Source organism: Variovorax sp. R-27 (assembly GCF_049913215.1).
Taxonomy (GTDB): Bacteria; Pseudomonadota; Gammaproteobacteria; order Burkholderiales; family Burkholderiaceae_C; genus Variovorax.
Map to the genome: position 1 here is coordinate 5906292 of NZ_CP183984.1, position 18028 is coordinate 5924319.

At 67.5% G+C, this 18028-nt stretch carries 14 protein-coding genes; 9 read left to right on the forward strand and 5 right to left on the reverse strand.

The window, feature by feature from the left end; translation table 11 throughout:
- Nucleotides 1-4 precede the first annotated feature (4 nt).
- From ACN9MV_RS27750 to ACN9MV_RS27790, 9 genes are read left to right on the forward strand one after another with little or no spacing between them, the layout of a single operon-like run.
- On the forward strand, nucleotides 5-1327 hold the full coding sequence (locus tag ACN9MV_RS27750) for a CpaF family protein (RefSeq protein WP_093079695.1): 1323 nt from the start codon (nucleotides 5-7) through the stop codon (nucleotides 1325-1327).
- Nucleotides 1320-2318, forward strand: a complete 999-nt coding sequence (locus ACN9MV_RS27755) for a type II secretion system F family protein (protein WP_426390407.1) — start codon at nucleotides 1320-1322, stop codon at nucleotides 2316-2318. Before ACN9MV_RS27750 ends, ACN9MV_RS27755 begins: the two co-directional genes overlap by 8 nt.
- A complete protein-coding gene (locus tag ACN9MV_RS27760; protein ID WP_426390408.1) occupies nucleotides 2315-3274 on the forward strand; it encodes a type II secretion system F family protein in 960 nt (319 codons plus the stop codon). Before ACN9MV_RS27755 ends, ACN9MV_RS27760 begins: the two co-directional genes overlap by 4 nt.
- Nucleotides 3271-4245, forward strand: coding sequence for a tetratricopeptide repeat protein (locus ACN9MV_RS27765; protein ID WP_426390409.1), 975 nt, complete (start codon nucleotides 3271-3273; stop codon nucleotides 4243-4245). The genes ACN9MV_RS27760 and ACN9MV_RS27765 overlap by 4 nt, the downstream gene beginning before the upstream one ends.
- Entirely contained in the window at nucleotides 4242-4652 is a 411-nt protein-coding gene (locus ACN9MV_RS27770) for a DUF3613 domain-containing protein (protein WP_426390410.1), read from the forward strand. Before ACN9MV_RS27765 ends, ACN9MV_RS27770 begins: the two co-directional genes overlap by 4 nt.
- Nucleotides 4653-4679: 27 nt before the next feature.
- Nucleotides 4680-5153: a TadE/TadG family type IV pilus assembly protein gene (locus ACN9MV_RS27775; RefSeq protein ID WP_426390411.1), complete on the forward strand. Its 474-nt coding sequence runs from the start codon at nucleotides 4680-4682 to the stop codon at nucleotides 5151-5153.
- Nucleotides 5150-5659, forward strand: coding sequence for a TadE/TadG family type IV pilus assembly protein (locus tag ACN9MV_RS27780; RefSeq protein ID WP_426390412.1), 510 nt, complete (start codon nucleotides 5150-5152; stop codon nucleotides 5657-5659). The genes ACN9MV_RS27775 and ACN9MV_RS27780 overlap by 4 nt, the downstream gene beginning before the upstream one ends.
- Before the next feature lie 16 nt (nucleotides 5660-5675).
- Entirely contained in the window at nucleotides 5676-7718 is a 2043-nt protein-coding gene (locus ACN9MV_RS27785; RefSeq protein WP_426390413.1) for a TadG family pilus assembly protein, read from the forward strand.
- A gap of 13 nt (nucleotides 7719-7731) precedes the next feature.
- Nucleotides 7732-9171, forward strand: a complete 1440-nt coding sequence (locus ACN9MV_RS27790; protein WP_093079715.1) for a sigma 54-interacting transcriptional regulator — start codon at nucleotides 7732-7734, stop codon at nucleotides 9169-9171.
- Between the two features lie 15 nt (nucleotides 9172-9186).
- Here the strand turns inward: ACN9MV_RS27790 and ACN9MV_RS27795 are convergent, their stop codons facing one another.
- The 5 genes from ACN9MV_RS27795 to pal form a co-directional block, all read right to left on the reverse strand.
- Nucleotides 9187-10761 carry a TolC family protein gene (locus ACN9MV_RS27795; RefSeq protein ID WP_426390414.1) on the reverse strand — a complete coding sequence of 525 codons (1575 nt, stop codon included), beginning with the start codon at nucleotides 10759-10761 and terminating at the stop codon, nucleotides 9187-9189.
- Entirely contained in the window at nucleotides 10758-12074 is a 1317-nt protein-coding gene (locus ACN9MV_RS27800; protein WP_093079720.1) for an HlyD family type I secretion periplasmic adaptor subunit, read from the reverse strand. The genes ACN9MV_RS27795 and ACN9MV_RS27800 overlap by 4 nt, the downstream gene beginning before the upstream one ends.
- A gap of 31 nt (nucleotides 12075-12105) precedes the next feature.
- On the reverse strand, nucleotides 12106-13926 hold the full coding sequence (locus ACN9MV_RS27805) for a peptidase domain-containing ABC transporter (protein WP_258352953.1): 1821 nt from the start codon (nucleotides 13924-13926) through the stop codon (nucleotides 12106-12108).
- A 357-nt stretch (nucleotides 13927-14283) separates the two neighbouring features.
- Nucleotides 14284-17400 (reverse strand): glutamate ligase domain-containing protein, encoded by a 3117-nt coding sequence (locus ACN9MV_RS27810; protein WP_426390415.1) that lies wholly within the window; start codon nucleotides 17398-17400, stop codon nucleotides 14284-14286.
- A 111-nt stretch (nucleotides 17401-17511) separates the two neighbouring features.
- Entirely contained in the window at nucleotides 17512-18015 is a 504-nt protein-coding gene (gene pal / locus ACN9MV_RS27815) for a peptidoglycan-associated lipoprotein Pal (protein ID WP_426390416.1), read from the reverse strand.
- Nucleotides 18016-18028 lie beyond the last annotated feature (13 nt).

Here is an 18028-nt window from a genome sequence, read left to right on the forward strand (position 1 = left end):
GCCCATGTCCACCGATATCGAATTTGCCGACGACGACCAGGCGTTCATCAACTCCCAGCAGTTCCAGGACATCAAGAGCTGGACGCATGACCACCTGCTCAGTCGCATCGAGGAGCTGGGCGCGGAGTTCGGCCGCTGGTCGCGCGCCTCGATCCAGCAGTTCGTCGAACTGGAAGTCGACAGCTTCGTGCGCCTGCGCCGCGTGCCGATCAACGACCGAGAGATGCAGCTCATCTCCGATGCGCTGACGAAAGAGCTAGCGGGCTTCGGCCCGCTGGAAGACCTGCTCAACGACCCGGCGGTCGAAGACATCCTGATCAACGGCTACCAGAACGTGTACGTGTCGCGCCACGGCATGCTGGAGCGCGAGACCGTACGCTTTGCCGATGCGGAGCACGTGATGCGCATCGTGCGCCGCATCCTTGCGCCGCTGGGCCGTCGGCTCGACGAATCGAACCCGATGGTCGACGCGCGCCTGCCCGATGGCGGCCGCATCAACGTGATCATCGAGCCGCTGGCCATCGACGGCCTGTCGGTGTCGATCCGCAAGTTCCGCAAGGAGCCGCTCACGCCGGCCGACCTGGTGAAGCTCGGCACCTTCGACGCGGGCATGGCGCAGCTGCTGGAGATCGCGGTGCGCGCGCGCTGCAACATCCTCGTGAGCGGTGGCACCAGCTCGGGCAAGACCTCGCTGCTGAACGCACTCGCCAGCTTCATCCCGGCGCGCGAGCGCGTTATCACCATCGAGGACACGGCCGAACTCTCGCTCGGCACCAGCCACGTGGTGCGGCTCGAGAGCCGCCCCGGCGGCTTCGACGGCACGGGCGTGGTGTCGATCCGCGACCTGCTGCGCAACAGCCTGCGCATGCGGCCCGACCGCATCATCGTGGGCGAGGTGCGCGGTGCCGAAGTGATCGAGATGATGCAGGCCATGAACACCGGCCACGAAGGCTCGATGGGCACCATCCACGCCAGTTCGCCGCGCGAATGCCTCTACCGCCTGGAGATGCTCGCGGGCTTCGCCGGCTATCAGGGCAGCGAAGTGAGCCTGCGTCGGCAGATCGCCAACGCCATCGACTTCATCGTGCAGATCGGGCGGCTGTCCAGCGGCCAGCGTCGCATCATCTCGCTGAGCGAGGTCACGGGCGTCAACGACAACGTGGTGGCGATGCAGGAGCTGTACCGCTACGAGCCGGTCGCCTCGCCCGACGGCGAGGAGCGCGACCGCTGGGTGTCGCTGGGCATCGCGCCGCACTCGCCCAAGATCACGCGCTTCCGCCAGTCGCTGCAGCGTGCGTCGCAACACGGGGGAGACAACCGTGCGTGAAGTCCTGCTCGCGGTCGCCTGCGTGGCGCTGCTGCTGGCAGCCGCAGGGGTGCTGCTGTGGCAATGGGCGAAGGGCCGGCAGGCGCGGCAGGCGACGGAACGGCATCTGAATCAGCAGATTCTGGCCACCAGCACGGCGGCCACGGCAACCGCCGTGCCGATGCCCCTGCGGGATCTCCCCGGCGAGGGCCTTGCCTCCAGCCTGACCACGGACCCGTGGTTCGACGGTGGGGCGGGGTCCGCCACGCCCGCTCGCACCGGCCTGCTCGAGCGCGCGGTCCCTGGGTGGATGGTGGGCGTGATCGAGCCGCGCACCATCGTCTTCGCGCTGATCGCCATCGTCGCCATCTGCCTGCTGGTCGGCGTTTTCGTCGGATGGCTCGCGGCGCTGGGCGTGCTGTTTCTTCTTCTGCTGATGACGAGTTTCGCCCTGTGGCTGCAACTGCAGAAGTTCCGCCGCAAGCTGATTCACCAGCTCCCCGGCTACATCGATGCCATGGTGCGCCTGATCACCATCGGCAACTCCACGCAGGCGGCTTTCCAGCTGGCAATTGCCACCACGCAGGCGCCGCTGCGCGGTCATCTGGATCGCTCGGCGGCCCTGGTGCGCGCGGGGGTGGACCTCGACCGCGCGCTGCACCAGACGGCGGACAACGTGCGCATCGAAGAGATGTACCTGCTTGCCTCCATTCTTGGCCTGGGCGTGCGCTACGGTGGCCGCGCCGACCTGCTGCTGGAGCGCGTTGGCAACTTCATGCGCGACCGCGAGCAGGCGGAGCAGGAGCTCAGCGCCCTGTCCTCGGAAACGCGCCTGTCGGCCTGGATCCTCGGCCTGCTGCCGGTGGGCGTGGGCGCCTTCCTGATCTTCACCAACCCCAGCTATTTCATGGGAATGTGGAACGACGGCACGGGCCGCATCCTGATCTTTTCCGCGGTGGGCCTGCAGCTGACGGGCGCTGCGCTCCTATACCGGCTGGCGAGGCTGGCATGACGTTGACACCCAATCAACTTGCCATCTTCAGCCTTGTGCTGCTGGCGCTGGGCCTGCTGGTCGGCGCTGGCGCGCTCGTCGCGGCCGAGCTGCGCCGCACGCGCAGCGGGCAGGTCATCGGCCGGGCAATCCGGCAGGCAGTCGTCGCGCCCGATCCGAAATCCGCCGTCGAACTCGCGGACCCGGATGCACCACCCAAGCCCGAGCTCGACCTGCCCTTCCACTGGTTGGACTCGCGTCTCGGCCGGGCACTGGTGGCGGACGAAGACCGCAACCTCATCGACCAGTGCGGCCTTCGGTCGAAGCGGGCGCAGCTGGTCTTCCTGATCACGCGGATCTCCCTTGCCTTGGCGCTCCCGCTGCTGGCCTACGTGTTCTGGAGCAGCGGGCACATGCGCAGCACAGTCACCATCGTCCTCGCGACGGCAGCGGCCGTCGGCTTCATGGCGCCCAAGTGGGTGCTCGGCCGCTTTGCCGCCAGCCGGCGCGAGCGCGCGGCCCGGGAGCTTCCCCTGTTCATCGACCTGCTGCGGCTGCTGCAGGGCGTGGGCCTGAGCCTGGACCAGAGCCTGCAGATCATGGCCACCGACTTCTCGCACGTGCTGCGCGTGCTGGGCTACGAGCTGGGCATCGCCAATTCGCAATACAGCCAGGGCCGCACCCGCGAGCATTCGCTGCATCGCCTTGCGACGCTGCACAAGAACGAGAACATGCGCGGCCTCGTCTCGCTGCTGGTGCAGGTCGACCGGCACGGCGGCGCGGTGCAGGAGCCGCTGCGCATATTCAGCGACCGGCTGCGCGAAAGCCGCCGCTCGGAGATGAAGGAACGCATCGGAAAGATCACCGTGAAGATGACCGGCGTCATGGTGGTCACGCTGCTGCCGGCGCTGGTCATCGTCACCGCGGGGCCGGGCTTCATCGCCATATTCCGTTCACTGGGAGCCATCGGCAAATGAAAACACTAGTTCTTCCCAAGCGCGCGGGCCCTGCCATTCGCTTGCTGGCCTGTACCGTCGCTGCCATGGCCATCACCGGATGCGGCGCACTTAAGGACCAGTACGCAGCCGCTGCCGATGCGCAGCAGCGCGCGTCCGCCGAAGCCGCCGCCGACACCAAGGCCGGTGCCGCCGTCGACACCAAGGCCACCTATCTCAAGCTCGTCGAGCAGATGCAGAAGGAAGGCTTGTGGTTCGCATCGCTGGCGCACATCGACGCGCTCGAGCAGCGCTGGGGCGTGTCGCCCGAGTCCACTCGCATGCGCGCCGATGCCCTGCGCCAGACCGGCCAGGCCAACTTGAGCGAGCAGGCCTACAAGCGCCTGCTGGACACACCGCTCGAAAGCGCCGGCTACCGTGGCCTCGGCCTGCTGGCAGGCGCGCGCGGCAGCTACCCTGAAGCCGTGCAGCTGTTGAAGCAGGCCCAGCGCCTGACACCGACCGATGCCCTGCTGCTCAGCGACCTGGGCTATGCCAACCTGCGCGCGGGACAGATCGCCGACGCCCGACTGCCGCTGATGCAGGCGCTGCAACTGCGCCCCGACAGCACCCAGGCCCAGTCCAACCTCGCGCTCTATCTCGAAGTCACGGGCCAGGGCGAGCAGGCGAACAGCCTGATGGAAGCCAACCGCATGTCCCCCGCTGCGCGCGCAGCGGTGCGGGACGCCGCGCAGCAACTGCGCGCAGGCGGCGCGGTGCCCCTCGCGGCAGCCGGCGCCATGCCGCCTCTTGTTGCGGCAGTGCGTCCGCTTCCCAACACCACCACGGAACTGGCGCGCGAAGACCTGGCGCCGCAACAGCCTCCCCTGATGCTCAAGGCCTCGCGCTGGTCCGGCACGGGCGGCATCCGCACGACCAGCCAGCGCAATCCATCCACCGCGGATGCCGCGGTCTCCCTTTCGCCGAACTCGACCTCACAAGGCACCCCATGAGAAAAGCACACGCCACCCGTCTCGCCGCGCTGTCGGCCGCAGTCGGCCTCACGGCCGCGCTGATGGCAGCCGCCCCCTCCGCGCTCGCACAGCAGGCGACGCCGCCCAAGGCGCCGGAACCTGCGGCGGCGCCAGTGCCCGTGCCGCCGCAGGGCCAGGAAGAAATGGCTGGGGCAGAAGGAGAGTTCGTGTACGGGTCGCCACAGGTGGGCGACGCCACGCAGGACCTGCTCGCATGGCAGCGCGGCGGCGAGATCGCATCCGCCACGCCGCGGCCCATTGCCGGCGAGATCGCGAGTCGCAGCTACCAACGCTATCTGAAGAGCTTCGAGTTCCCGATTCCGGAAAGCATGGGCTCGATCGTCAAGCAGACGGCGGTTGGCGGCGGCGCTGCGCCGACGAAGTAGGCAGAGGCAGACACGCCAGGCATCGCCATGAACACCCAACGCCTTCGCACCCGAGCGCACGCCCAGCGCGGCGCGTACGCGGTCGAGTTCGCCATGGTGTTCCTGATCTCCTTCTCCTTGCTCTACGGAATCATCAGCTACGGCATGCTGTTCGCGTTTCGCCTGGGGCTGCAGAACGCGGCGGAAGACGGGGCGCGCGCAGCGCTGCGCTACCAGCCCACCCTGCCGGCACGCGCCACCCTGGCCCAGACCACTGCCACGACAAGCAGCAGCTGGATGCCGACCACCGTGACACGCAGCGTCAGTGCCACCGTGTGCGGGGTGGTCACCAACAACTGCGCCGCCCCCACTTGCGGCGCCACCTGGGACACCCGTTGCCAGATGGTCGTGACCGTCACGGCCACCAACCTGAAGCTCCTGCTGCCGCCCTTTCCCAGTTTCGCCATGCCCGACCAGATCGTCGGCAAGGCCAGCATGCTTCTTGACGGGAGGGCGCCATGAGCACCGGACGCCGTTCGAACGGCAGCAAGGGTGCGGCCATGCGCGACCGGCAGCGCGGCGTGGCTGCCATCGAGTTCGCGATGGTCTTCATCATTTTGTTCAGCGTGCTGTACGCGCTCGTGACCTTCGGTGCGGTGTTCTATCTGCAGCAGTCGGTCACGCGCGCATCGGAGGAGGGAGCGCGGGCCGTGGGCCTGCTGACGCCGGCGCCGACGGCAGGCGACCAGCGGGTCAAGGACGCCGTGTACGACTCGCTGGCCAACTCGCTCGTGGTGCCCGCATCGGCCAACAGCAGCGTGGCGACACGGCGCAGCTGGATCGTCACCAATGTTCCGGTGAACGTGGCCCGCAGCAACCCGAGCGGCCCAGGGGCCTACATCCGCTATGACGTCACCGTGAGCTATCCGTACAGCGCGAACCAGCTGCTGCCGAAGATTCCACTGGTGGAGCAGTGGATGCCCACCCAACTCCAAAGCCGGACGAGCGCCGCGCTTCGATCGTCCTGAAGAGGACGCCATCGCCATGAACGCCGCATTCCGGAGCCACTCCCGCCGCACGCGATCCCGCGGGTCGGTCCTCATCAACACTGCGATCGCGATGAGTCTGGTCGTCATCACGCTGATCGGCACCGAGATCGGCTTCATTTACTTCATGAAGCGGGAGTTCCAGAAGACGGCGGACCTTGCCGCGCTGGCAGGTGCGCAGCAGATCCGTGGCGGCTGCGCGGCCGCAATCACGGCGGCGCAACTGAACGCCAACGGTGCGCCGGGCGGCTCGAGCGCCAACATGCCGGTGGGGCTGACGCTGGCCGCGGGCGAAGTCCAGTGCGGCTACTGGGACAAGGACACGAGCTTCCAGACGCCCGCCGTCACGGGCCCGGCCAATGCAGTGCGCGTGGCCTTCCAGAAGGCTTCACCCACGCTGCTGTCGTTCTTCACGGGCAACCGGCTCATCAGCGTCAGCGCCGTGGCAGCACTTAGCGCGCCGCTCGCCGAGTTCTCCGTGGGCAGCAAGCTCATCACCGTCAGCGGCGACTCGACGCTGGGGCGGCTGCTCAAGGGCATCGGGCTCGACCTGTCGGGCACCTCCCTGGTGGCCTACGACGGCCTCGCCCAGGCCAAGATCACGCCGGGCGGACTGCTGGCCGCACTGGGCATCCCGGTCTCCGCTGACATTGGCGTGGGCGAGTTGAACACGCTGCTCGCGGGCCGCTCCGTGGCGTTGGGCGACCTGCTCAACGCCATCGTGACGGTGGCGGGCCAGAACAGCCTGCTGAGCAGCAACATCGCGCTGCTGCAGGCCATCCAGGCCAAGCTCGGGATCACCAACCTCATGGTGCAGCTGGGCTCCGTCGCCGGTGGTCCCCGCGGCCTGTTCGCGGAGATCGTCTCGCCGGGCGGCAGCGGAAGCGGAGCGTTGAACGTGGGTGTGGGCGCGCTGGACCTGCTCTACTCCTCGATCGGCGTGGCGACCTCGCAGCATGCCGTCGACGCGGGGCTCAACATCAACCTGCTGGGGCTGGCGAAAGTCACCACCCAAGTGACGGTGATCGAGCCACCTTCGGTGGCCATCGGCGGCATTGGCGCCACGGCCTACAACGCGCAGGTACGCACCTTCATCCACGTGACAACCGATGCCGGCCTGCTCGGTTCGCTGCTGGCGCCGCTGGTCAAGCTCGACCTGCCGATCGTGCTCGACGCAGTGACGGGCACCGGCACGATCACCGACATGTGTACCCCAGCGCTCCAGGACCCCGTGAGCGGCAAGGATCGCGTGAAGTTCCAGGTGACAAGCAAGATTGCGAACATATGCGTAGGACAGATCGCGTCGACGGACCTGTTCTCCAAGTCGACTGTCTGCAGCTATCCGTCCACGCTGAAAGACACGGAACTCATCAACGTTCTGGGGCTGCTCAAGGTGACCAATCACCTCAATCTTGGCGTGCTGCCCGGGCCCGACTCTCAACTGACACTCGCAGAAGGTGAGACTGGTACGACGCCAGTCAACAACCTACAGGTGGGCACACTGGTGGCGGACCTCGTAACCCAATTGACCAACTTGCTCTTCGGTGGGCCTACGCCAACGGGCACCCCCAGCAGTGGAGATTTAGACAAAATTACCACCCAGATCTGGGACAACACAGCCAGTGTCTGTTCGGTGGATACGTCTTCCTGCCGTGCCCTGCGACTCGATCAGGCGCGCGCCGTCATCAACCAGAACTCACAAGCAAGCGGCTTACTTACGGGATTGCTAAATGGGCTTGCTGGCCTGCTCACAAGTATTGCCAACCCATGTTCAGGCGTGATTCTTCTCGGCGGCGGTGATGTCAATGGGTGCAAGAGCATGATCAAAGACACCCTAAGCAAGACGACGGACGCTAATACGGGAGGGAAGGTTTCAAACGCACTTTCTGTCCTGGCCGGCCTGCTCAAGCCGCTGCTCGACGCCGTCGGTACATCGGTCCTCACCCCTCTCCTGACAAACGTACTCGGCATCAACCTCGGCCAGATCGACGTGAACCTGAAGTCGCTCGACTGCAAGGGCCTGCCCATGCTTGTGTATTGACGCTCCCCCTCCGATGAATTCCCCCGCCTCCAACTTCGACGAACTCGACCTCTTTGTCTGGGAAGGCAAAGCCGACATCCTCGACCGCATCGCGCGGTGCATGGCGAGCTTCGACGTGGAGGTGATCCGGGCCGATGGCCTGCCGCCTCCGCCGCAGGATCGCGGTGCCGCGCTGCGTCCTTCGGTGGCGATCATCAGCGTCACGGTCATCGACAGCGGCGGGCTGGCGCATGCCACCGAGCTGCTGCAGGGCATGCCGGTGATCTGGGTTGCGGCGGGGTCGCGCGAGCGCGATTCGCGCACTTATCCGCCCGAGTACCTGCACGTGCTGCCGTACGACTTCACCTGCGCGGAGCTGCGCACGATGGTCGCCAAGCTGGTGCGGCAGTTGCGCGCGCGCGAGGTTGCGCCGCAGCCGCCCGATGTGCTGGTGGCGCACTCCGAAGCAATGAAGGCGCTGCTGGCCGAGGTGGGCGCCTTTGCCGACTGCGACCACAGCGTGCTGGTGCGCGGCGAAACGGGCGTGGGCAAGGAGCGCATCGCGCAGCAGCTGCACCTGGGGCACCAGCACTACAGCAAGGGCGCGTTCGTGGCGGTGAACTGCGGCGCGATTCCCGACGGGCTTTTCGAGTCGCTGTTCTTCGGCCACACCAAGGGCTCTTTCACGGGCGCTGTGCACGCGCATCGCGGCTACTTCGAGCAGGCCACGGGCGGCACGCTGTTCCTCGATGAAATCGGCGACCTGCCGCGCTACCAACAAGTGAAGCTGCTGCGCGTGCTGGAAGACAGCGCGGTCACGCGGCTGGGCGCGACGGCGCCGGTGCGCGTCGACTTCCGGCTGGTGGCGGCCACCAACCGCAACCTGCGCGAGATGGTGGCGAGCGGCGAGTTTCGCGCCGACCTGTTCTACCGGCTCGCTGTGATCGAGCTGCACGTGCCCAGCCTCGAAGAGCGCGGCGAGGTCGACAAGATCGCGATCTTCAAGGCGCTGCTGACCAACGTGCTGGGCGACGAGCTCGAAACGCTCGGCGAAACGCCGCACTGGCTCAGCGACGCGGTGGCCGAGACTTACTTTCCGGGCAACGTGCGGCAGCTGCGCAATCTCGCGGAGCGCGTGGGCGTGATCGCGCGGCAACTGCACGCATGGGACCAGAACCTGATCCAGCGCGCCATCGCACTCACGCGCGGCACGCCCGCGCCGGCGATCTTCGCCGATCGCAATGGCATGGGCGGCGGCAGCAGCAACGGCAATGGCAGCTCGCTCGATGGCAGCGCCGACCGCAAGGGCTGGAACAGCAGCGAGCGCAATCGCATCATCGCGGCGCTGGAGATCAACGACTGGAAGCGCCAGGACACCGCGCAGCACCTGGGCATCAGCCGCAAGGTGCTGTGGGAGAAGATGCGCAAGTACCAGATCCTCGACGGCGAGCCAGGCATCCCCGAAGACGCCTGACCGACGACAGCGGCCTCAGGGCGTCGAAAGGCGCGGGGTCCTGCGCAGCGGCGGGTTCGCTCCAGCCGCGTCCACGCTGCGCTCGGCCACCGGCTCGCTCGCGCAGGCCGTGTTGCTCGAGATGCAGAGCTTTGCCAGCAGGCCGTCTTCCGTCAGCACCTGGCGGCTGGGCGCGCCGAAGAGGCGGTCGATCCAGCCGTTGGTGCCCACCGGGTCGATGCGCAGTTCGCCGGTGGTGCGCGCCAGGCGCAGTTCGGAGATGCGCAGGTCGAACACGCCATCGACGTAGTCGAACAGCAGCGTGTAGTAGTCGAGCTGCGCGTCGAGCACCTTGGGCAGGGTCTCGCGGCCGAACTCCATCAGGCGGCGGCGACCACGGAAGGCCTGGCCGGCGGTGCTGACGGCTTCCATCAGTTGCTTCTCGCGCTCGCGGCCGGAGACGGTGCGCGACCACGATGCCGACGTGAGCTCGAACAGGTTGAGCTTCACGCCTTCGAGCTTGGCCTCCTGGTTGGCGACTTCGGCCAGCGCCGACTTCAGGCGCAGCTGCCGGTCGAAGCCGTTGCCGAAGTTCCAGTTGAGTTCGACGGCCGCGCGCGTCGGGTCTTGCGGCGACACGCCGCGCGGGTCTTTGCTCTTCACGAGCACGGCGTCGAGCGACGGGTAGAGGCTCGCGTCCTGCTGGTCGGCCAGCGCCTTGGCGCGGTCGATGCGGCCCTGCGCCTCTGCAATTTCGGTGCTGCGCGACTCTGCGCGGCGCAGCGCCTCTTCCTGCGAGCCGATGCGCCATTGCGTCGGCGCCGCGAGCACGGGCAGCGACTCGGGATTGGGCGAGAACTTGAAGTAGTTGCGGAACTTGGCGAGCGCCTCGTCGCGCTGCGCCTCGAAGTCGGACTCGCGCGCGGCCACCAGCGCGCGTCGCGAGGCCGCCATGTTCAGGTCGTTGTCACCGCTCACGCCCAGCGCCACGCGGCGGGCCTCGGCCTTGGAGATTTCGGCCACCACTTCAGTGGCCTTGTGCGCGATCTGCTTCTTGAGGTCGAAGCGCTGCACCTGCAGGTAGGCGGTGAGCGCGTCCAGCACCACCTTCTGCGAGGTGGTGATGACGGCTTCGTCGTCCGCCTGGTTGCCCGCTTCGGCGGCGCGCTGTGCGGCGTTCATGGCACCGCCGTCGATCAGGCTCATGCGTGCCTCGGCGGTGAGCACGGTGTAGCTTTGGGTCTTGGCGTTTTCCGCGCCGCTGTTGTAGTTGCCGGACGAAGTGCCGAGCTTGAAGCGCGGGTAGCGCGCCTGCTTGGCCGCGTCCACGCTGTAGCTGCTGGTGTTGGCTGCCGCCTGCGCGGTCTGCACTTCAGGGTATTCCTGCGACAGCGTTATCAGGGCCTGCTTCACCTGCTGGGTGTAGCTCGCGGCGCCGAGCGACGGCGGGGACAGGCGGCGCGCAAGCATGAGCGTGGCACCTGCCTCCTGCTGCTGTTGTTGTTGCTCCTGCGCAAAGGCAGCGGGCGGCAGCGCGAAGCTCGCGCACAACGCTGCGCAGACAGCGCCGGAGCCCATGCGGCGCAGGTCGACCGGTTTGCGGTACTTCATGGTTCGCGGAAGGCTTCGCGCCGCAGCTTGAGCACAGGTCGCAGGATGTACCAGATGAACGGGTCGGTGCCCACACGCAAGTCCACTTCGGACTCCATGCCGGCGGTAATGCGGTTCTCGTCGCGTCCCACGTGGGACTGAGACATGCTGATGAGCAGCCGGTAGTACGGCGCACCGCTGGAAATGGCGGGGTCGCGGTCAGCATCGGCCGCCACCAGCTTGACCTTGCCGTCGACCGCGCCGTAGCGCAGGTAGTCGTAGGCGGTGATCTTCACGCGCGCCTGCTGGCCCACTTCGATGAAGCCGCGGTCGTTCGGGTTGAGCCGCGCCTCGACCATGATTTCGTCCTCGTCGGGCACCACTTCGAGAATCGACTCGCCGGGCTTCACCACCCAGCCCGGGCTGGAGTTGCGCAGGCCCTTGACGATGCCGTCCGACGGCGCCTTCACCACCGTGCGCGAACGCTGGGTGCGGGCACGCGCCAGGTCTTCGCTCAGGCTGGCGAACTGCCGCTCCACCGTGGCCAGTTCATCCGATGCGCGGCGGCGAAAGCGCCCTTCGGCCTCGGCCATCTTGGCCTGCGCCTCGGTGATGGACGCGTTGGCTGAAATCACGCCCTGGCGCGCCACCGCGAGTTCGCTGCGCGCGCTCTCTGCCTGGCGCCGCTTCTCCAGCACCTCGACCTGGCCGACCAGCTTCTCGCTGAGCAGTTGTTCGGAAATTTCCAGTTCCTTTTGCGCCAGCACCAGCCGGTCGCTCAAGCCCTTGACCTTGGCCTGCTGCTCCAGCTGTTTGCTGCGCGCCTGCTCCAGGCCCGACACGGCGCCTGCCATCACGCCGCGCTGTTCGAGCGCGCGCGCCTGGTAGGCGCCGGTCTCGCCTTCGAACACGGCCTCGTCGATGTCGGTGGCAAAAGATTCGCGCTTGAGCGGCTGGCCGCGGCTCTCGGCGATGAGGCGCACGCGGGTAGCCTGCGTGGCGGCATAGCGGGCCGTGAGTTCTTCGAGGTTGAGGCCGCTGCCGCCAAGGTCGATCTCGACCAGCGACTGGCCCTGCTTGACCTTGTCGCCTTCCTTCACCAGCACGTTGCTGACGATGCCGCCTTCCAAATGCTGGATCGACTTGACGCGGTCAGAAGGAATCACGCGGCCGGGCGCGACCACCACGGTCTCCATCGGGAAGCCAAGGCCCACCAGGGCCAGCACGCCGATCGCGCCGCCGATGATCCACTGGCGCCGCCGCCCCTGCGGCGAGGTCTGGGCCGCGCGCTTGTCGTTCTCGTCCTGAAGAATCTGCGGCAAATCTGATTTCAAATCGCGTCCCCGGTCACTCGTCATTCGCGCATCACGCCATCGAGCGGGAGGCCGTGGCCCCCGCTGCACCGTCTTCCGCATCGCCCAGCGCGACCAGCGGTTTCTTCACGCCGAACAGCTTCGGCACCATCACTGCGGCCGTGCCCTGCTCCACATTGCCCAGCCCCGTGACGTGGTAGACCACGCTGGCGGCGGAGACGATGCGCAGCGAATGCGTGACCACCACCACGGTGCGCACCTTGGCCACCGCGAGCAGCGTGGCGAGCAGGTTGCGCTCGCTCTGGAAGTCGAGGTCGTTGCTGGGCTCGTCGAGCACCAGCACCGAGGGCTTGCGCAGGAAGCTCATGGCCAGCGCCAGCTTGCGCCGCTCGCCCACCGACACGCCGGTGCCGCCTTCGCCGACCATGGTGCGGTAGCCGTCGGGCAGCCGCGAGATGAAGTCGTGCGCGCCCGAGAGCTTGCAGGCCGCAACGATCTGCTCGTCGCTCTGGCCCGGGGCCGTGCGGCGCATCACGTCGATGAGCGAGCCGCCGAACCAGTAGACCTCCTGCGAGAGATAGCTGATCCAGTGCGACAGCTCTTCGCGGCCGAACTGCGAGAGGTCGTACTCGCCGATGCTGACGATGCCGCGCGTGGGCGTGTACAGGCCCGACAGCAGCTTCACCAGCGTGGACTTGCCCGCGCCGTTGCGCCCGACGATCACGTGCAGCCCGCCCGGGCCGATGTCGAGGTCGACGTTTTCCAGCACCGGCTGCTGCGCCGTTTCGGTGAAGCTGAAGCTCACGTCCTTCAGGGTGATGCGGCCCAGCGGCTGCGGCAGCGTCATGCCCGTGGGCGGCTTCTCGACCGGTTCGCGCAGAACGGTTTCGAGCCGCTTCGCGGCTTCCTTCGCGGTGGCCAGCGAGCGCCAGTTCGACACCAGCCCCGCCACCGGCTGCAGCGCCTTCAGCGCCAGCATGTTCGATGCGACGAGGCCGCCCACCGTCATCCACTGCTCCATCACCGAGACCGCGCCAACGGTCACCACGACGACCGAGAACACGGTGAGCAGCACGGTGGTGCCGTCGCGCGCGGTTTCGATCTGGCCGTTCTTGCTGAAGCTCTCGGTGAGCCATGAGTTGTAGGTCTTGCGCCACATCTCGATGGTCGGCGCGTCGTTGGCCTGGGCCTTGAGGGTTTCGCGCGCGTTGCAGATCTCGGCCGTGACGCGCTCCAGGCCACGGCCGCGCTGCACTTCCTCGACGCGGCCGGAGCGCACTTCGTCGGCCCACCACCACGCCAGGAAAGACATGATGGCCAGGAACAGCGCCACCACCGGCAACACCGGCAGCGCGACGATGCCGATGACGATGAGCGCGAAGATGGCCATCGGCAGGTCGAAGATCGATTGCGCGAGCCCGCCGGTGACGGTGCCGCGCACCGAGGCCACGTCGCGAAAGTACAGGTGCCACACAGAAGCAGGCCGTGCTTCGAGCGCGCGCAGCGGGCGGCCCAGCATCGAGTTCAGCAGCGCGCCAGAAACACCGTGGTCGATGATCGCGCCCGCGTTGCGCAGCAGGCGCGAGCGGCGCGTGCGCAGCCAGAACTCGATGCACAGGAAAAACAGAATGCCGCTGACCAGCGCGGCAAGCGTCGAGGTGCCGCTGCGCGAGAGCACGCGGTCATACACCTGCAGCAGGAAGATCGAGGGCAGCAGCCCGAACAGGCTGATGGGTAGCGAGCGCCATGCCGCGCTCTTCACCAGCGGATAGGCCGCTCGGAATGCGGCGTTCAAGGCGCCCGCATAGGGACTGGCGCCAGGTTCGTCTGGCGTGTCGGCAACCAATTGACTGGGCAAGAGGAACTTGATCATGGGAAAGAGCCGATCCGTCGTGCAATGACGCCTGCGTCATTATCAACTGTTACCCGGCTGTTACAAGGCAAAAATTCACTCGCCGTGCACATCAACACGACAGCTTTCGCCTCCCATGAACCGGCTCCGGTTGCGCGGCGCTTCCCTTAACCGCGCAACCGGCCGGACTCCCTGCTTTGGCCTCCCTGTTTGATTGGGGCAAACCCTCTGCGAACACCAATGCGATGTTGGCGCACAGCAGCATGCAAAGCACCCATGCGCACAGCAGTTGCAGCCAGCCCAGCCACCAGCGGCGCAACGGCTGCCGACGCAGCGGCACCTCATGTTCGAAGGGCGAGTTCGCAAGTACGTTCCATCTCATGGCAGTGCTTTCAAAACCCGGGCCAACCGGGACAGGCCGACGCCCGCTGAACTCTTCGCCAGCACCCAGTCGCCGGGCTGCAGCAGGCTGCCGAGCGCGGTCGACAGATCGGACACGTCGACGAACCAGTGCGAGCGCACCTTGGTGCGAATGCGCGTGTGCAGCGCCCGCATCAGCGGGCCGCACAGCAGCACGCGGTCGGGCTGGGAGGCCAGCAGCTCGGCTTCGAGGTCGAGGTGGTGGCGTTGCGCGGCGGGGCCGAGCTCCTGCATGTCGCCGAGGATCGCCACGCGGCGCGACGGCTCGCAGGGCGCCTGCGACAGCAGCTCCAGCGCCGCGCGCATCGAGCTCGGGTTGGCGTCGTAGGTCTCGTCGATCAGCTTGAAGCTGCCGCCGCCGATGTGAATGGTGTGCAGCGCACCGCGTCCACCCGGCGGCTCGAAATGCGCGAAGGGCTCGACCGCGGCCGCCAGCGGCAGGCGCATGGCCTGCAGGGCCGCGAGCGCGGCGATTGCGCTCGCGCCCATGTGGCGCCCAGGCGCATTGAGCCGCAGCTGAAAGGGCTCGCCCGCCACCATCGCCTGCACTTCGCCATGGTCGAAGGCGAGCAGGCGCACGTCGGCGTCCTTGTGCTCGCCGCAGGTCACGATCTGCAGTTGCTGCGCCATCGCCGCTTCGGCAAAGGTCGCGAACTCGGGCATGTCGCGGTTGAGCACCACGCTGTCGCCCGGGGCCATGGCCTGGAAGATCCGGCTGTCGAGCCGCGCTGCGGCCTCCGACGGGCCGCGGTGTTTCTGCGACGCGGCCGACAGCCCCGTCACCACCGCCAGCGAAGGCCGCACCAGCTGCGCCGACGCCGGCATGTGCGAGGTGCCCATCTCCAGCACCCAGTAGGCCGCGTGCCGCGGCATGCAGGTCATGTTCCAGGCGATGCCCGATGGCAGGCTGACGTTGCCCTCGGGCTGGCCGACCTCGCCCCACACGGTGAGCGCGCCGGCCAGCATGGCGACGACGGTGCCGCTTGCCGCGCCGTTCGTCGCGCCGCTGCCGAGCACGCCGCACACGCGGCCGGTGAACTCGGCGCGCGCATGGTCGCCCAGCTCCAGCACGGCCTGCAGCACGTTCGACACCTTGAGCACGGGCACGCGCTTGTCGAGGTGCGGCTTGGGGTCGGTGCACAGCACGGCTGCCGCCGGTTGCAGCACGCCCTTGAGCGTGACGGCCGCCAGCGGTGTCTTCGACGGCCGCGCCTGGTGGTCGAACACCACGCGGCCCTTGCGCATGAAAGAGCGCTGCGCCACGCCGGTGGCGCGCCAGCCGTCCTCGGGCTTGACGACCCATTCGCCGCCGGTCACGCGTGCCATCTCGCTCGCGGTCCAGACGGCGCCGTCGTCGCGCGCGCCGCCCACGCCGGTGCTGCCGCCGCCGCCCGTGCCGGCCGCTCCGGGCGAGGCGCGCCGCTCCACCAGGTAGCGGTGATAGGCGACGAAGCCCGACACGTACTGCTCGACGTCGTCGATGCGCACGCGGAACGAGTGATGGCGGATGAAGAACGAGCCGACGACGGTGGAAGGCCGGCGGAAGTACATCGCCATCTCGGGCCAGAAGAAGCCGTTGAGCAGGTAGTGCGCGCGGTAGTCGAGCGCGCGGTAGAACTTCTCGACGTCGAGCTCGTCGAGCAGGTGCCGCATCGCGGGCATGCCCTCGAGCCGCTGGAGCATCTGCTGCGCAGCCAGCATGAGTTCGAGCAGCGTCGGGAAGGTGGTCTTCCGGTCGAGCACGAAGTCCAGATACCCCGCCACGTTCTGCAGGCCGAAGCGAAAGTACTTCTCCTGCGGGCTCCAGTGCGTGAGCTCGTACACGCAGCAGCTGAGCCAGTGGTCGTGCGCCTGCCAGTGCTGGCTGGAGATGAAATGATCGAACGCCTTCTCGACCACGGCCAGCCATTGCGGGTCGCGCGTGAGGGCATACAGGCGCATGAGGCCATAGGCCGCTTCGCCGTCGTAGTAAATGATGCGCGAGGCCTGCTTGACCGTGAGGTCGGCCGCATGCAGCACGTGGTTGAAGCGGCCGGTGGACGGGTCTTGCAGCGAGGCGATGCCGAGCGCGAGCTTTTCCAGCAGCGGCAGCCAGCGGCGCGTGTCCGTCAGCTCGCAGTACTTCACCAGCGCGAGCACGCAGGCCGCGTTGCCGCCGAGCTTGATCTCGCCGCCGGTGTCTACCAGGAACGCGACCGCGCGCCCGTCCACCAGCGTGTAGTCGCGGATCAGCGAGCTCGTGAGATGGTCGAGCGAGCGGTCGATCGCCGCGCGCAGCGTTTCGTCGCGCGTGAGCTCCCACGCTTCGATCATTGCGTAGAGCGCGCTCGCATGGCGCATCGCGTCGTAGGTCGGAATGCGGCGGTCGAAGCACGGAAAGTAGCCGTACACGAAGAGGCCGTCGCTCTGCACCTGGCGCGCCAGGTACGACGAGCCGCTGCGCACGAGGTCGAGCACCGACTGCGGGTTGAGTGCCGGCAGCTGCCGGCGGCCCGCGTCGAGCCCCGTGCCCACCAGCTTGTGCACCACGCCGTCGGGCTGGCAGAACACGCCCACCGTGGCGAGCAGGTAGACCGGCTGGTCCGAGGGCATGTCCAGCGGCGGCGAACTCTGGAAACGCGCCTGGCCGTAGACCTCGAAGTTGCGCGCGTTCACCACCGAGTGCGGAATGGTCGAATCGCCGCACAGCATGGCGTTGGCGTTGAGCTCCTGCTCGGTGAAGGCCAGCGCGAAATCTTTGTCGAAGGCCAGGCCGAGGCGGAAGTAGTTGCGCTTGACGGCGGTGAGCTGTGTCTTGAACTGTGCCCAGTCCATCGGGCTCGCGCCCTCGACCCAGTCGATGCGCAGCCACGGCGACACGATGCCGCGCTCGCGCACCCAGCGCTCGGCATGCTCGGCGCCTTCGCGCCAGGCGGTCTCGAAATCGGCGGCCCGCGCGTGCACGACGTGTGCGCGCTGCGAGCCATCGCTCACGGAGAAGAACAGCGTGAACGCCGGGTACGGGGCAGGCAGCGCCGCGCACACCGACACCAGGCGTTCGTGGCAGGCGTGGAGCTGGTCTGGGAAGGACATCATTCGGCTCCGGACGAATGCGGGAGACCGGCCGCGCCCGTCATCTGCTCTCGCTTTGATGACGTGTGCGTGGGCCGGAAACCGCCGTCGTCGAAGTCATCGCGGTGATCCGGTTCAGCGGTAGCTGAATTCGGCTCGGCGATTGAGCTGATAGCCCTCCTCGGTGGTTTCGAGCGACGCTGGTTTTTCCAGGCCCCAGCTGATGGCTTCGATGCGCTCGGCGGGTACGCCGAGCTGCGTGAGCGTGCGCTGTACCGAATCGGCACGGCGCTGGCCCAGCGCGAGGTTGTACTCGCGGCCGCCGCGCTGGTCAGTGTGGCCTTCGATCACGACCCGACTCGCCGGCCGGTTGCGCAGGAAGCTCGCATGCGCCTCGACGATGTTGCGATCGCCCGGCCTGATGTTGTATTTGTCGAAGTCGAAGTAGACGATCTTCGGCACGCCGACCGGTCCGTTCTGCGGCGGCAGCGGCGGTGCCGGCTCCACCTTCGGCACCGCGGTGGCGGCCTTGTTCGAGTAGTAGTACGTTGCATCGTCGCGGCCCGCTTTCGGGGCCGCGCAACCCACGAGGGCTGCGCCGAGGGCGACGATGGTCAGTGTGCGGAAATTCTTTTTCATATCGGTCCTTTCG

Excerpts from the sequence above, each read along its gene's own strand:
- ACN9MV_RS27750 (WP_093079695.1), top strand. The coding sequence starts at position 5 with ATGTCCACCGATATCGAATTTGCCGACGACGACCAGGCGTTCATCAAC.
- ACN9MV_RS27760 (WP_426390408.1), top strand. The coding sequence starts at position 2,315 with ATGACGTTGACACCCAATCAACTTGCCATCTTCAGCCTTGTGCTGCTG.
- ACN9MV_RS27765 (WP_426390409.1), top strand. The coding sequence starts at position 3,271 with ATGAAAACACTAGTTCTTCCCAAGCGCGCGGGCCCTGCCATTCGCTTG.
- ACN9MV_RS27770 (WP_426390410.1), top strand. The coding sequence starts at position 4,242 with ATGAGAAAAGCACACGCCACCCGTCTCGCCGCGCTGTCGGCCGCAGTC.
- ACN9MV_RS27775 (WP_426390411.1), top strand. The coding sequence starts at position 4,680 with ATGAACACCCAACGCCTTCGCACCCGAGCGCACGCCCAGCGCGGCGCG.
- ACN9MV_RS27780 (WP_426390412.1), top strand. The coding sequence starts at position 5,150 with ATGAGCACCGGACGCCGTTCGAACGGCAGCAAGGGTGCGGCCATGCGC.
- ACN9MV_RS27785 (WP_426390413.1), top strand. The coding sequence starts at position 5,676 with ATGAACGCCGCATTCCGGAGCCACTCCCGCCGCACGCGATCCCGCGGG.
- ACN9MV_RS27790 (WP_093079715.1), top strand. The coding sequence starts at position 7,732 with ATGAATTCCCCCGCCTCCAACTTCGACGAACTCGACCTCTTTGTCTGG.
- ACN9MV_RS27795 (WP_426390414.1), bottom strand. The coding sequence starts at position 10,761 with ATGAAGTACCGCAAACCGGTCGACCTGCGCCGCATGGGCTCCGGCGCT.
- ACN9MV_RS27805 (WP_258352953.1), bottom strand. The coding sequence starts at position 13,926 with ATGATCAAGTTCCTCTTGCCCAGTCAATTGGTTGCCGACACGCCAGAC.
- ACN9MV_RS27810 (WP_426390415.1), bottom strand. The coding sequence starts at position 17,400 with ATGATGTCCTTCCCAGACCAGCTCCACGCCTGCCACGAACGCCTGGTG.
- pal (WP_426390416.1), bottom strand. The coding sequence starts at position 18,015 with ATGAAAAAGAATTTCCGCACACTGACCATCGTCGCCCTCGGCGCAGCC.